Origin of the sequence: Enterococcus sp. AZ196 (genome assembly GCF_050498845.1) — a bacterium.
GTDB classification, from domain to species: Bacteria; Bacillota; Bacilli; order Lactobacillales; family Enterococcaceae; genus Enterococcus_A; species Enterococcus_A murrayae.
In genome coordinates this window covers 2,518,377-2,532,860 of sequence record NZ_JBIPAM010000001.1, presented here as the reverse complement: position 1 = coordinate 2,532,860, position 14,484 = coordinate 2,518,377, and the positions used below count along the sequence as shown (strand labels likewise).

Below are 14,484 nucleotides of genomic sequence, written 5' to 3'. Positions count from 1 at the left end.
CGTAGTCAATCCTACGTTCTGGTTTGCATGAAAGAAAGTGGGAAAATAAATGGCAATAACAAAACTTAAAAGCAAGAGCTACAAACTGGAGGTGTTTTATCCTAAAGAGGTTCGACAAATACTCGGTCTAACCAATCAACGTTTTAGAAAAACGTTCAGGTCGAAAAAAGAAGCTGAAATAGCGGAAAGGGAAGTTCAACAAAAGATCCAACGTGTATTGAATGAAAAAAGCGCTAGATCATTTGAACTAGCTGGAAACATTAAATTTAAAGATTTCTACGAAACAGTTTGGCTGGATATGTATCTTGCAGGCTCATCAGGACGTTCACGTCAGATCCCAACAGCAACGACTGTTAGCAACACAAAAGATGTCTTTAGGCTCCACCTGTTACCGATGTTTGGAGATTATTCAATCAAGTTTTTAAATGAAAACAAAGATTTCGTCATGCGATCACTAATGCAAAAATCCCAAACTTACGCGAATATTAAAGTCCTTAAGAGCTATGTTAATCAAATGTTTGATATCGCAGAACTTTTGGAATACATCGAATACAATCGTATTGAAAAAGTCTTGCGTTATGTGGGGGATCCAAAGAAACAAAAGTTGAAGGCCGAACGCCAATTAGCTGGTGAAGCTTTAACTGCTGAGGAATTGATTGCATGGTTGGATGCAGCAAATGAAGATTATGAGAATGGTGACTTGATTATGCAGGATTATGTTCTATTCATGCTGACACTCAACTTAGGCGACCGCAAGAGTGAATCATATGCTCTACAGTGGAAACACATTGATTTAGACAATGGCTATATCACCGTTGTACAAAGTCAGGATAAATTTGGAAATTTAAAAGCTACCAAAGGGCGCAAAAATACAAAGTTCAAACTACCACCTTTCTTATTCGATCTACTAAATGATTGGAAGAAAAAGCAAAAAGAAGAGCTGCTGAAGATTGGGACTAAACAATCGGCACAACAATTTATTTTTACCTTTGCCAAACGTACTGGCGAATTAAATGTTCCTGTCCATATCGACTATCTGAACTACCGCTTAAGGCTAATTCGAAATAGACATCCTGGCTTAACTAAAACGACACCACACAAGCTAAGACACACCTTTAGTACGCTTGCTCGTGAAGGTGGCGCAACAATGGCGCAAATCTCTCAAGCGCTCACTCATTCTGATATCAAGACGACCGAAATCTATGTAAATACACCGAATATTGTCGATCTTTCTACTTATGAAAAATTTGAAAAACGCCTAAATGAAGCTAGAGAAGCAAAATAAAATAACACTATTAAATAACGAATAAAAATATTATAAAGAACGTTGTTACAACTAAACATCCGGGTATTAAAAACGTCTGACCAAAAAACTCGTACCTTTTTTCGTACCTATTCTCTCAAAAAAAGACACTCTCCCAAAAAGGGAAAGTGTCTGGAACGTTGATACAAAGCAAATATTAACGCTTAGAGAACTGTGAAGCTTTACGTGCTTTCTTAAGACCTGGTTTTTTACGTTCAACCATACGTGAATCACGAGTAAGTAATCCAGCGCGTTTTAAAGGTGTACGGAAATCAGGATCTACTTCTAATAAAGCACGTGAGATACCGTGACGGATAGCGCCGGCTTGACCTGCGTAACCCCCACCGTTTACGTTTACGAATACATCGTATGAACCAGCTGTTTCAGTAACGCCAAATGGTTGGTTGATTACTAAACGTAGGTCAGCATGCGGGATATATTCTTCAACGTCTTTTTTATTTACAGTAATTTTACCAGTTCCTGGTACTAAACGTACGCGAGCAACTGCATTTTTACGACGGCCTGTGCCGCTATATTGAACTTGTGCCAATGAATTTCCCTCCTATTAAATTAAGTTTGTGATGTCTAAGACTTCTGGTTGTTGTGCTGCATGTGGATGTTCTGCTCCACCGTAAACGTGAAGTTTCATGCCTTGAGCGCGACCTAGAGTGTTCTTAGGCAGCATACCTTTAACAGAAGTTTCGATTAAGCGACGAGAATTTTTTTCACGCATTTCGCCTGCTGAGATTGATTTCAATCCACCAGGGAAGTTTGAGTGACGGTAGTAAATCTTGTCAGTTGCCTTTTTACCTGTTAATTTGATTTTATCTGCATTAATTACGATTACAAAATCACCAGTGTCAATATGTGGTGTGAATGTTGGTTTATTTTTTCCGCGTAGTACAGATGCAACAACTGTTGAAAGACGTCCTAAAGGAACATCAGTTGCGTCTACTACGTACCATTTACGTTCTACTTCGCCTGGCTTAGCCATATATGTTGTACGCACGTTTTTTTCCTCCAATTTCGATTTCGAATGTTTGACAAACACTTGAGTTTCCGGGGCTCTTGTGGGGCAAACAATACCATTTACCATAATACTTGCAAAGCCTTGCCATGTCAATGTTTTTCTCTTTGAAAACGCAAAATATTTTCATTTTCCTCTTTCTCTTCTACTATACATATTCCTATTCAATATACAGCCGAAAATGAATAAAGAAACGAATAACCAAAAATATTTTGCATAAATATTTAAAAAGTGCTTGCTTTTTGTATTTTATGGTGCTAATATTGCTTCAACACATTAATTAGAATTTAATGAAAAAGCGATAAGGGAGCAATCAGGATGAAAGAAAAAGTGATTTTAGCATACTCAGGTGGTTTAGATACTTCCGTCTCAATCAAATGGCTCGTCGATGAAGGCTACGACGTGATTGCCTGCTGTTTAGACATTGGCGAAGGACGCGACACTGAATTTATTAAGAATAAGGCATTACAGGTTGGCGCAATTGAATCGTATGCCATCGATGCGCGTGAAGAATTTTCACAGGATTTCGTTTTGGTTGCATTGCAGGGCAATACTTACTATGAAAATTCCTATCCGTTGGTATCAGCTTTATCTCGTCCATTGATTTCGAAAAAATTGGTCGAACTGGCTCATCAAACAGGAGCGACTACCATCGCCCATGGTTGTACCGGAAAAGGAAACGATCAGGTTCGTTTTGAAGTTTCTATCGCCGCACTTGATCCAAACTTGAAGATCATTGCACCGGTACGTGAATGGAAATGGTCGCGTGAGGAAGAAATTAACTACGCAGCTGAAAAAGGCGTGCCGATCCCAGCAGATTTGGACAATCCTTATTCGATCGACCAAAATTTATGGGGCCGTGCCTGCGAATGCGGCGTATTGGAAGACCCTTGGGCAACTCCGCCAGCGGGTGCTTATGCTATCACCGCTGAATTAGAAGAAACACCAGATAAACCGACGATCGTTGAGATCACTTTTGAAAAAGGTGTACCGACTGCTTTAGACGGCGAGGAATTGTCTTTGGCTACATTGATTATGAAATTAAATACGATTGCCGGCGTTCACGGCATCGGCAGAATCGACCATATCGAAAACCGTCTGGTAGGTATCAAGTCTCGTGAAGTTTACGAATGTCCAGGTGCGGAAGTGTTGATGAAGGCGCATAAAGAATTGGAAGATCTCACCTTCGTTCGTGAGATGGCCCATTTCAAACCAGTTATTGAACAGCAATTATGCCAAATGATCTATGACGGTCTATGGTTCAACCCTACAATGGATGCCTTGATCGCATTCTTGAAGCAATCACAAGAAGTCGTAAACGGCGTATTGCGTGTGAAACTATTCAAAGGCAACGTGATTGTTGAAGGACGTAAATCTGACAACAGCTTATACAACGAAAATCTAGCGACGTATACATCTGCGGATACCTTTGATCAAGATGCAGCGATCGGCTTCATTAAACTATGGGGCTTGCCGACCAAGGTACATGCTGAGATCCAAGCTGAAAGCAAGCAAACAACAGTTTAAAGAAATTGCAAGATGTACCAGATGTGAGGCGGCTTTTACTTGCCGGTAAATAAGGCCGTCCGGTTTCACATCTTGCCATTGCTCTTAGGAGAGTTTCTTTTCCGGTCAGGAAATAAGGAAACCAGCAATGTTTTCATCCTGAGGTATCTGAAAAGATGCCTCCTCCCTATGTTAAAAGCTTTTCGAACTCGTTCAGCTCTTGAACAAAAATTTTCGCTTGTTGCTTCAAAGAGCTAGTTCGATAAGCCAGACATAAAAAGACCGTTGCGACGGTCTTTTTTGCTAAAATCAATAGATAAAAGTGAGGATAAAACAATGGCAAAATTATGGGGTGGGCGATTTGATGGAAAGAACGAAGCGTGGATCGATGCATTCGGTGCCTCGATTCCGTTTGACCAGCAACTTGCGACACAAGATATCACCGGCAGCTTAGCGCATGTCAAAATGCTTGGTGAAACAGGCATCATTACAAAAGAAGAGGCGCAGCAAATCACTGCTGGTCTCACTATCCTGGCAAAAAAAGCAGCCAATAATGACTTAACCTTTACGATTGAAAATGAAGACATCCACTTAAACTTAGAAAAAATGCTTCACGACGAAATCGGACCTGTAGCGGGCAAGCTCCACACTGCCCGCAGTCGAAATGACCAGGTCGCGACGGATATGCATTTATACTTGAAGGAGCACTTGCTTGAAATCATCGAGAAGGTGAACCATTTCCGCGCGGTCTTAGTGAACAAGGCCGAAGAACATGTTGAAACGATCATGCCTGGATACACCCATCTGCAGCATGCACAGCCGATTTCCTTTGGCCATCATTTAATGGCTTATTATGGCATGCTGACGCGTGATCAAGCCCGCTTGGAGGAAAGTATGAAGCGTGTGGATCTTTCGCCTCTTGGCTGTGCTGCTTTGGCAGGAACGACCTTCCCGATTGATCGTCAGATGACTGCGGATGAGTTAGGCTTTGCCGATCTGTATATGAACAGTCTTGATGGTGTGAGTGATCGTGATTTCATCCTTGAATTTTTAAGCGACAGCTCGATCTTGATGATGCACCTTTCTCGTTTCTGCGAAGAAATTATTTTATGGTGCAGCCATGAATTTAAGTTTGTTGAATTAACAGATACTTTTTCTACCGGCAGCTCGATCATGCCGCAAAAGAAAAACCCCGACATGGCAGAATTGATCCGTGGAAAATCCGGACGTGTTTTTGGCGATTTGATTGGCTTATTAACCGTCATAAAAGGGTTGCCGCTGGCTTACAACAAAGATTTGCAAGAAGACAAGGAAGGCATGTTTGATACTGTTCACACCGTAGCAACCAGCTTGGACATCATGGCCGGCATGATCGATACCATGAAAGTCAATACCAAAATCATGCACGATGCTACTGAGAAAGACTTTTCTAACGCTACTGAGCTGGCTGATTATTTGGCAGCAAAAGGGATTCCATTCCGCCAAGCCCACGAAATCGTCGGTAAACTAGTACTAGCCTGCACCCAAAAGGGCATCTATCTGCAGGATGTGCCGCTAGACGAATATCAAGCGATTAATTCTGTGATCGAAGAGGACATCTATGATACGCTGTCTTCTAAAACTGCGGTCACTCGCCGCCATTCATTAGGCGGTACCGGCTTTGATCAAGTCAAAAAGCAAATTCAGCTGGCAAAAGCCGAGCTGTAACTCTTCTATATTAATAATGAAGAAACCCGACTACCCAATACGGATAGTCGGTTTTCTTATGCGTTGGTATAAACAGAGGTGGCGGTTTCTTTTAATACCGCATTTAATTCTTCAATGTTGCGTTTTCCTTCATCAGATAACCAAGCGGCTGCCTGCTCTTCCCCCTCTTTTACAAAGGACTCTACTCCATTGGCCCAAGTTGCCCGACCGCATAACACACCATTAAAGGTGGAACCGGACTGCTTCGCAAAGCGTAATGTTTCTTGGAACAATTCAGCGCTGACACCGGCACTCAAGAAGATGAACGGCAGAGCGGTTGCATCCGACTGCTCTTTGAAATACGTCGCGGCTTCTGATTGACTATAGCATGCCTCTTGCCCATATCCTTCGACAAAGTTCATATTAACAGGCACTTCTACCTTCAAGACATCGACCTGATAGCGTTCCTTCGAAAATTCACGCATCGCTTCAATGACTTTTCGCGGCTTCACCTTTGCATAATCTAATGAGGCCGTGTCTGAAATCGCCGCATCATAGGAAACAATCTCCAAGAAAAAGGGAATATCTTCTGCTGTACATTCTGAACCGATCCGTTCCATGTAGGCCCGTTTTTGTTCATTGATTTCTTCCGGCTCATCAACATCATAATATAGTAGGAATTTGCAAGCATCGGCACCAGCTTCTTTTAGCCGTTTCACTGACCAAACAGTTAGTACATCAGGCAAACGTCCTGGTGTTGTCGCATCATAACCAGTCTTTTCATAGGCTAATAACAGACCGCAATTCTTCTCACGAACATCTGCAGCTGGCAAACCAAACTCCGGGTCCAACAAAATCGCGGACGCGTAAGGCGTCAATTGCTGAGAAACCAGCTCTTTGAATTTGATCACATCTTCTGTGGTCGCTTCTTTGTATTTGCCGATCATTTTCTTCAAGGCGCCGCGCTGATCGATCGCTAAAGCACCGATTATCCCTTCTTTATTAGTAAGCTGATCTAAGTAGTTCTTTTTCCCTGCACTGATTGTCTTCATTCATTCTCACCTATTTTTTCATTTAATAATGTTGCGATTTCTGTTTTCGATTGAGCTGCTTTTAATTGTTCGGTCACTTCATTTCGCATCAGCAGCCGTGCGACCGCGGATAATAATTTCAAATGGGTCGTTCCAGCTTCTGAATCTGGTATAAACAAAGCAATGACAAAGTCAATCAACTGACCGTCTAAGCTGTTCCATTCGATTCCGTGCTCCAGCGTAACGATGATAATGCTTGGTTGACTGATCGATTGGTCCTTTGCATGAGGAATCGCAAAACCGTCCATCATTCCTGTGGTTCCTTCATTTTCCCGTTCCACCAGCTTTTGATAAACCTGATTTTCCTCCGTAGAAATGGCTAACTTTTTAGCTTGTTCAGCTAAGAAATCAAAAACGTCCTTTTGAGTAGCCAATGATTGATTTAGAAAGATTTTCTCTTCTTGAATAATTCCCATTCCAGCTCCCTCTCTATTCTGTAAGTGCCGATTTTTCTGCTTGTTCGGCCTTCGCTTTCTTTTCTTTCGCAGCCACACTGCTCTTTTGGATAAAGCCTAAAATCACACCGCCCACGATTGAGCCGATCAGAATGGAAAGAACCCATTGGACCTTCCCTGTTACAACAGGTAAAACTAAGAACCCGCCATGGGGTGCCGGCACTTGAACACCAAACATATAAGTTAAAACAGCAGCGATCGATGAACCCAGCATCATCGTTGGCAGTACCCGAATCGGATCTTTGGCCGCAAACGGGATCGCGCCTTCGGTAATATGAGTGGAGCCTAAAATGAAATTGACCAATCCAGCATTACGGTCATTCGTATCGAAATATTTTCCAAAGAACAGCGTCGCAAATCCTGTAATCAACGGCGGTGCGATACATGCTGCTGAGACACCAGCCATAAAGGTGGTATTTCCTTGCGCTAATAATGCTGTTCCTGTTACATAAGCCGCCTTATTGATTGGTCCTCCCATATCAAAAGCACACATACAGCCAACGATTACACCAAGAACCAAAGGATTTGAATTTTCAAAGCCCGCTAAAAAGCTCATCATGCCTTCATTCACAGCTTTCATTGGACCAGCCAATAAAGACATCACGATCCCAATAACCGCCACACCAATGACCGGATACAAGAAAATCGCTTTTAAGCCATCCAGCTGTTTAGGTAAGACTTCCAAGATTTTTTGCAAGAATAAAATGAAGTACCCGGCCAAGAAACCAGCCAAAATTCCGCCTAAAAACCCTGTACCGCCATTCATTGCAACGATCCCGCCGACAAAACCAACAACTAAACCAGGGCGTTTCGCGATTCCTTCAGCGATATAAGCTGCCAGGACCGGAACCATCATCCCCATCGCCGCATCCCCAACTGCTTTTAACATCGCCGCCGTAGAATTGTACTGTGCGTTATCCGGGTCAAATGAATAAATTCCCCAAACCGCAAATGAAATCGCGATCAGAACACCGCCGGCCACTACGAAAGGCAGCATGTGAGAGACACCATTCATCAGATTCTTATAAATGCTGCGGCCAAAACTAGTATGACTTCCTGTTTCCTGCTCTAATGCATCCACCGCATGATTTTCGGCAGCCACTGACCCTTTTCCAGCCAAGGCATCCTCGATCAAACGCTCCGCATCCTTGATCCCGGTGCTGACAGAAACATCAATGATGCGTTTTCCCGCGAATCGTTCAGGATGAACGTCCTTGTCCGCCGCAATGATAACTGCTTCCGCGTTTCTGATTTCTTCAGCGGTCAGTTCATTTTCGATCCCGATTTGCCCATGGGTTTCGACTTTGATCGTGACGCCTTTTTTCTTAGCGGCCTGTTCTAATGCTTCTTGAGCCATATATGTGTGTGCAATCCCTGTCGGACAACCTGTTGCTGCGATTAATTGATAATTTCCCATGTTTTTACCCTCTCTTCTTTGATTTCAATTTGCTTACTTAATTCCTCAACATCCAAAAAATCGGTCAGCCCCTTGCGAAAAGCTGTGGAGCTTCCCGCCGCTAAGCTTTTGCGTAATGTTTCCTCCAGCGGCTGATTGGCAAAATGACCGGCTAAAAAGGTTCCTAATAGCGTATCTCCCGCACAAGCCGTATTGACTACCTTTCCTTTTGGCGAATTTCCTCGTAGAACTCTACCCTGCGTAAAAAGAATTGCTCCCTTTCCACCAAGCGACAACAGCACATTTTGTGCGCCCGCCTCTAACAATTGCTGCCCATAAAACAAATACGCTTCCTCTGTGTCAATTACCTGTCCAAACCAAGATGCCAATTCTTCCTCGTTAGGCTTTAGCAGAAACGGTTGATAAGATAAACAATCCATGACTTCTTGATAGCTGCTGTCGATAATCAAGTTAATCCCCCGCTCTTTGCAGATCCGGCTGATCTCAACTAAAATCTTAGGCTCCACACCTCGCGGCAGGCTTCCTGAGATACAGAGATAATCCTTCGCCTGCAAATTTCTGATCTGATCCAAAAATGCTTGGACCTTTTCAGCCGGTATTTCTGGACCTTGATTTACTAGCTTGTATTCCTCCCCTGTTTGATTGACTTGAGTAAACACATTGATGCGGGTCATGCCGGGAACTTCAATAAAATCAGTGCAGATGGCTTTTTCCTGTAAATAATCTTCTATATAGTTCCCTGTAAACCCTGCACGAAATCCTAATGCAGTGGTGTTGACTCCTAACATTTTTAGTACGAGTGACACATTCACACCTTTTCCGTTTGCTTGGATATCATCATCCTTCGTTCGATTTACAGTAAAAGGATTCATTGTGTCCGTTTCGATAAATAGATCAATCGCTAGGTTCATAGTGCATGTGTAGATAGACATGAGTGATGACCTCCTTGACCCTATTATGGGACAAGCAGCACCGAAAAGGTTTTCACGTTTGAACACTTTTACTGAAAAGCTTTACATTTTTTTACGAATCATGATACTTTTTAACTAGTGTTAAGTTGAAAGAAGGGTAAATGAAGCAATGGATCATAAATTGAGCGATACCGAGCAATACCTTTGGGACTTTATTGAGAAGCACATTCATGAAGTGCCTAATTACTCCATCGTGAAGCTTAGTGAGCAGGCAAATGTTTCGACGGCTACGATCGTTCGCACGATGAAAAAGAAAGGCTACGAGGGCTTCACCGCATTTAAGCATCATTTAAAAGAGCAGGAAAATAAGAATATCAATTTCTCTTCATTAGATAAGGTTGATAAAGGCATTCGGCGAGCCATTCTAAAAAATGAGCAGGAAGTCGTTCGAACGATTAATATGATGGAAATCGGCAATATCGAAGATGCGATTCAAAAGATCAAATTCGCGGAACGGGTATTTATTTTTGCTCGCGGCTTTTCAGAAATGATTGGACAGGAAATGATGGTGAAGTTCCAATTAACGGGGAAAAATTGTCAGATGCATACCGATCCGGAAATCATTAAAAATATCAGTCGCAAGCTGACTAAACGAGACATCGTTATCTTCATTTCACTGAATGGTGAGACGAAAGAACTCGTCGTAGCCGCCAAAAACTGTTATGATGCAGAGATAGGGTCAATCCTGTTAACTGCAAATAACACTTCCAGCCTGATGAATTATAGCGAGATTGCTTTGGTCGGGTTCAAATCTGAAGGCTCCTATTTCCCCGATTACGAGGTTCGATCACGACTGCCGTTACAAATTATTGCGCGGATCTTGCTTGATTCTTATGCTTTACGCGTTACCGATAGTTGAAACAACCCGGGTGTTTAAGAGAAGGAAAACACCGGATTTAGCTGTAGAGCCATAGTCCTTCTGTAAATGACAAAAAAAGGAGTGAATCGATGAATCAAAAACTAAAAGAGAATATTTCAGAATCCTTGTCGGCCGTTCTGCCGATCACAATTACCGTTTTAGTTGTTAGTGTCTTTTTAGTACCGATGGAAATAGGAACATTTGCGATGTTCTTAATGGGGGCTGTGATGCTGATTATCGGGATGGGGTTCTTTCAGTTAGGTGCTGAGATGTCCATGACCCCTCTAGGTGAAGGAATGGGGATTCAGCTCTCCAAAAGCAAAAAAATAGTCATCCTTGCCTTCAGTGTTTTTATAATTGGCGCGGTCATTACGATCGCAGAGCCTGATCTGCAAGTATTAGCAGATCAAATGCCCGCTATACCAAGTAATTTATTAATTTGGACAGTCGCTATCGGGGTCGGTATTTGTCTAACGATCGCAGTCCTGCGAATTTTGTTCAAAATCAATTTATCGCTCATACTGACCGTACTGTACGCTGTTGTAATTCTGCTTTCCTTTTTAACACCGAATGATTTCGTACCTGTAGCATTCGATTCAGGCGGAGCAACCACTGGACCGATTACTGTACCGTTCATTTTGGCCTTAGGGGTCGGGTTAGCCTCCGTTCGAAGCGATAAAAATGCTTCAGACGACAGCTTTGGTTTAGTAGCAATCTCCAGTATCGGCCCCATTTTAGCTGTATTATTACTAGGTATCTTCTTTCAACCAACAGATGCTGCTTACACACCGACGGAATTTCTTAATGTAAGTACTACTCAAGATGTGATGCGCGAATTCATGTTGGAACTGCCTCATTTCGCTAAAGAGGTCTTCATTTCCATGCTGCCGATAGCCATTCTATTTTTTATTTTTCAGCTTATCAGTCGACGTTACCACCACAGACAATATATTCGTATGATCGTTGGTCTGATTTATACATATATCGGCCTTGTACTCTTTTTAACGGGTGTAAGCATTGGGTTTGCCCCGGTAGGCAGCCTGCTTGGCGGCGAACTAGCCGCTAGTAAATTCAAGTGGCTGTTAATTCCGATTGGGATGTTGATCGGCTATTTTATTGTAAAAGCAGAGCCCGCTATTCAGGTTTTGAATCACCAAGTCGAGAACGTCACCGGCGGATCGATTTCAGCTGCTGCCATGAATTTGTGTCTTTCTATCGGCGTGTCAGTCAGTGTCGGCTTAGCTATGATGCGCTCCATCACTGGCGTCAGTATCTATTGGATTATCATTCCCGGCTACCTTATCGCTTTGCTGCTTTCCAGATTCGTCCCTAAGATATTCATCGGTATCGCCTTTGACTCCGGCGGTGTTGCCAGCGGTCCTATGACCAGTACCTTTTTACTTCCGCTTTGTATCGGGGTCAGCGAAGCCTTAGATGGAAATATCATGGCGGATGCTTTTGGTGTCGTAGCGCTTGTCGCATTAACCCCATTGATTGCAATTCAAATCATGGGAATCATCTATAAATGGCAAGAAAGTCAATCTGATCAAGAGGCAGATTTGACGATAGAGGAACTTAATGAAATCGAAGAATGGGAGGACGCTGAAGAAGATGCATAATAAACCGGCAGTTCGAATGTTAATACTGATCGTAGACCATAAAGATAAGAAGAAAGCTCACGCAATATTTGATGCTCAAAATACGCCTGTCCAATATTTATGTATCGGCAAAGGAACAGCATCCAATGAAGTAATGGATTATTTAGGCTTGGGAACATCAGAGAAAGCTCTTTTCATTTGTCCTGTATTAAAAAAATGTGTGCCTGCTTTATTCGCTGCTCTTGGCGAAGGTCTCTGTCTTCATAAACCAAACAGAGGCTGTGCATTTACTATTCCCATCTCGGGAGCAAGCAGCTATGTCATGAAAATTCTAGATTCAGAAATGCACGATAAAATCCAAAAGCATATGGAAAGAGAGGAAAAGCAGATGATTCAAGATGCGAAATATAGTTTACTGATGGTAACCATCAACCAAGGATTCAGTGAAGAGGTCATGACTGCTGCCACTGGAGCTGGTGCAGCGGGCGGAACTGTCGTACACGCGCGCCGCCTTGATTCCCAAGAAACCATGAAAAAATGGGGCATCAGTATTCAACCGGAAAAAGAAATGGTTTATATCTTAGTGGAGCAAGACAAGAAAATGGCTATTATGAAGGCCATCGGTGAGCAATGTGGTTTGCTTAGCGAAGCTCAAGGCATCTTGATTTCTGTCCCAGTAGACGGCGTTATTGGCTTAAATACGGATATAACTCAACAGTAGTATGAAAAAAGAGGTTCTCATCAATAAAGATGGGAACCTCATTTTAGTTTAATTAAGCATCAATTTCAGGTGCTTTTCCTAAATGTGCTTGGATCATCCAAATACGTTTTTCAGTCGCTGTTTTGAATTCGATGAAGATATCTTGAGTTGGATCATCGCCTTCTTCGCCAGTTACTTCGATCCCTTTTTGGTAAAGGTCTGCTAAATAGCGGTAGCCATCAACAAGCGTCGCTAAACGTTCTTCCATTGTACGATCCCAACGTCCTACTTCATCTGGGATTTTTGTTTGGTCAGCCATTTCACGCAATGTTGAATAAGGAGAACCGTCTAATGTAATTAAGCGTTCTGAAATTTCGTCCAATTGATCGTTCACGTCATCCATGAAATCATCCATCATTGGGTGTAATGTCAAGAAACCAGGGCCGCGCATATACCAATGTGTTTGGTGAATGACCATGGACATTTGACTCAAGTCTGCAACTAGTTGATTCAATACTTCTTTTGTTTTTTCAAATTTCATTCCTACATACCTCCTAATTATTTACTCCACTAAAAGCATAATACAATTATGGCAAAAGCACAAAGAAAATGCTGGAAAAGGGCTTTTTTTTCGTATCTTATTGAAAAAGGGAGGTGAGAACGATCATACATTTTATTTTTGGCACAGTCATCGGATCTTTTTTAGCCGTCGTTTGTTCCCGTATCCCTTGAAATGAATCCTTGCTTTACCCCCCATCACATTGTGACCATTGCAGGCATAAGCTTCGACCGAGCGAAATGATTCCTTTACTTTCCGCTCTCTGTCAAAGGTTCCGCTGTACCCACTGCCAGCAAAAGTTTTCCACTCGCAGTTTTTGGTTAGAATTATTTTGCGGTATGCTCTTTTTAATCTTTTTGCGAGATTTCCAGTGGCTCCATCTTTGGCGTCTGTTTTGGCTGTTAAGCGCGCTTGTTTTAGCCGTGATTGATTGGGATCAGCTGATAGTAGAAATGCGGATCTTCTGGGCAACAGGATTGATTTTACTGATCAGCGGATGCTTTCTTTTTCAAATTTATTGGACCCAGCCGCTGATTATTTGCGGACTATTTTATCTTAGTCAAAAAATTCTCCCAAACAGCTTAGGTTTAGGAGATTTGTGGGTCATTGGGCTATGGAGCTGCTTTTTATCTGGCTATGAGCTGCTGCAGCTGTTATTCATTGCTTCTCTCAGCGGTTTAAGCTTTTTCGGTTATCAAGCTTTTCGACAAAAAATAACTGAGCGGCTTCCTTTTGTACCCTTTTTATTTATCGGTCTTTTCGTTTTGCTGTTAAAAAACCATTAAGCCTCCCAATTTTGTCGTATGAAGCCACGCCGGCCGGAGCCTTCGCTGTAAGCAGCATAGTGCTCAGGATTTTTGCGATAAAAATCTTGATGATAGTCCTCTGCAGGATAAAATGCCTGTGCCGGTTCAATCGATGTAACAATCGGATCATTGAACCGTCCACTGGCCTGCAGTTGTTCCTTCGATGCTTCCGCTGCTGCTTTTTGTTCCAGTGAAGAATAAAAAATCACTGGCCGATAAGAGTCGCCGCGATCTGCAAATTGGCCAAATGCATCTGTCGGATCGGTTTGCTGCCAATAAATTTCTACTAATTGTCGATAAGAGATCACTGCTGGATCAAAGGTAATCTCCACAGCTTCAGTATGGCCTGTTGTTCCGCTGCAAACTTCTTCGTATGTTGGGTTGGGCACCTGTCCACCTGTATAGCCGGAAACAACTTTCTTAATACCCGGCATTTGATCGAAAGGCTTTACCATACACCAAAAACAGCCACCAGCAAAAATTGCTTTTTCTTCTGTCATGAGAAA

Annotated in this window: 15 protein-coding genes; 7 read left to right on the top strand and 8 right to left on the bottom strand. The window is 42.5% G+C overall.

Annotated elements, in window-relative coordinates; translation table 11 throughout:
- Nucleotides 1-49: 49 nt before the first annotated feature.
- Nucleotides 50-1,285, top strand: coding sequence for a tyrosine-type recombinase/integrase (locus IGI67_RS12155; RefSeq protein WP_429957844.1), 1,236 nt, complete (start codon nt 50-52; stop codon nt 1,283-1,285).
- Between the two features lie 175 nt (nt 1,286-1,460).
- On the opposite strand, the gene rpsI is transcribed toward IGI67_RS12155, so the two are convergent.
- A complete protein-coding gene (gene rpsI / locus IGI67_RS12150) occupies nt 1,461-1,853 on the bottom strand; it encodes a 30S ribosomal protein S9 (protein ID WP_207110724.1) in 393 nt (130 codons plus the stop codon).
- Nucleotides 1,854-1,868: 15 nt separating this feature from the next.
- Entirely contained in the window at nt 1,869-2,297 is a 429-nt protein-coding gene (gene rplM, locus IGI67_RS12145; RefSeq protein WP_347401821.1) for a 50S ribosomal protein L13, read from the bottom strand.
- Between the two features lie 351 nt (nt 2,298-2,648).
- Here rplM and IGI67_RS12140 point away from each other — a divergent pair, with 351 nt between their 5' ends.
- Together IGI67_RS12140 and argH are read left to right on the top strand one after the other, a co-directional pair.
- Nucleotides 2,649-3,857 carry an argininosuccinate synthase gene (locus tag IGI67_RS12140; RefSeq protein WP_207110726.1) on the top strand — a complete coding sequence of 403 codons (1,209 nt, stop codon included), beginning with the start codon at nt 2,649-2,651 and terminating at the stop codon, nt 3,855-3,857.
- A 315-nt stretch (nt 3,858-4,172) separates the two neighbouring features.
- Nucleotides 4,173-5,543, top strand: a complete 1,371-nt coding sequence (argH, locus tag IGI67_RS12135; RefSeq protein ID WP_429957843.1) for an argininosuccinate lyase — start codon at nt 4,173-4,175, stop codon at nt 5,541-5,543.
- A 56-nt stretch (nt 5,544-5,599) separates the two neighbouring features.
- On the opposite strand, the gene lacD is transcribed toward argH, so the two are convergent.
- Genes lacD through pfkB form a run of 4 tightly spaced genes read right to left on the bottom strand, consistent with a single transcriptional unit; the run spans nt 5,600 to nt 9,417 of the window.
- A complete protein-coding gene (lacD, locus tag IGI67_RS12130; protein WP_429957842.1) occupies nt 5,600-6,574 on the bottom strand; it encodes a tagatose-bisphosphate aldolase in 975 nt (324 codons plus the stop codon).
- Nucleotides 6,571-7,029 carry a fructose PTS transporter subunit IIA gene (locus tag IGI67_RS12125; RefSeq protein ID WP_207110729.1) on the bottom strand — a complete coding sequence of 153 codons (459 nt, stop codon included), beginning with the start codon at nt 7,027-7,029 and terminating at the stop codon, nt 6,571-6,573. Before IGI67_RS12125 ends, lacD begins: the two co-directional genes overlap by 4 nt.
- A 13-nt stretch (nt 7,030-7,042) precedes the next feature.
- Nucleotides 7,043-8,485, bottom strand: a complete 1,443-nt coding sequence (locus IGI67_RS12120) for a PTS fructose transporter subunit IIC (RefSeq protein ID WP_429957841.1) — start codon at nt 8,483-8,485, stop codon at nt 7,043-7,045.
- Complete coding sequence (pfkB, locus tag IGI67_RS12115) at nt 8,467-9,417, bottom strand: 1-phosphofructokinase (protein ID WP_429957840.1); 951 nt, start codon at nt 9,415-9,417, stop codon at nt 8,467-8,469. Before pfkB ends, IGI67_RS12120 begins: the two co-directional genes overlap by 19 nt.
- 148 nt (nt 9,418-9,565) lie before the next feature.
- Between pfkB and IGI67_RS12110 the strand changes: the two genes are divergently transcribed.
- The 3 genes from IGI67_RS12110 to IGI67_RS12100 all read left to right on the top strand — a co-directional run bounded on the left by IGI67_RS12110 (nt 9,566) and on the right by IGI67_RS12100 (nt 12,634).
- On the top strand, nt 9,566-10,315 hold the full coding sequence (locus IGI67_RS12110) for a MurR/RpiR family transcriptional regulator (RefSeq protein WP_429957839.1): 750 nt from the start codon (nt 9,566-9,568) through the stop codon (nt 10,313-10,315).
- An 89-nt stretch (nt 10,316-10,404) separates the two neighbouring features.
- The gene (locus IGI67_RS12105; protein WP_429957838.1) at nt 10,405-11,934 is read left to right on the top strand and encodes a DUF1538 domain-containing protein; all 1,530 of its coding nucleotides are present in this window, start codon (nt 10,405-10,407) and stop codon (nt 11,932-11,934) included.
- Entirely contained in the window at nt 11,927-12,634 is a 708-nt protein-coding gene (locus IGI67_RS12100) for a transposase (protein ID WP_429957837.1), read from the top strand. Before IGI67_RS12105 ends, IGI67_RS12100 begins: the two co-directional genes overlap by 8 nt.
- Before the next feature lie 52 nt (nt 12,635-12,686).
- Here the strand turns inward: IGI67_RS12100 and IGI67_RS12095 are convergent, their stop codons facing one another.
- On the bottom strand, nt 12,687-13,154 hold the full coding sequence (locus tag IGI67_RS12095) for a Dps family protein (RefSeq protein ID WP_207110734.1): 468 nt from the start codon (nt 13,152-13,154) through the stop codon (nt 12,687-12,689).
- A 200-nt stretch (nt 13,155-13,354) separates the two neighbouring features.
- Here IGI67_RS12095 and IGI67_RS12090 point away from each other — a divergent pair, with 200 nt between their 5' ends.
- Nucleotides 13,355-13,957, top strand: coding sequence for a prepilin peptidase (locus tag IGI67_RS12090; protein ID WP_429957836.1), 603 nt, complete (start codon nt 13,355-13,357; stop codon nt 13,955-13,957).
- Here the strand turns inward: IGI67_RS12090 and msrA are convergent.
- Nucleotides 13,954-14,478: a peptide-methionine (S)-S-oxide reductase MsrA gene (gene msrA / locus IGI67_RS12085; RefSeq protein ID WP_207110736.1), complete on the bottom strand. Its 525-nt coding sequence runs from the start codon at nt 14,476-14,478 to the stop codon at nt 13,954-13,956. The genes IGI67_RS12090 and msrA overlap by 4 nt on opposite strands.
- Nucleotides 14,479-14,484: the final 6 nt, after the last annotated feature.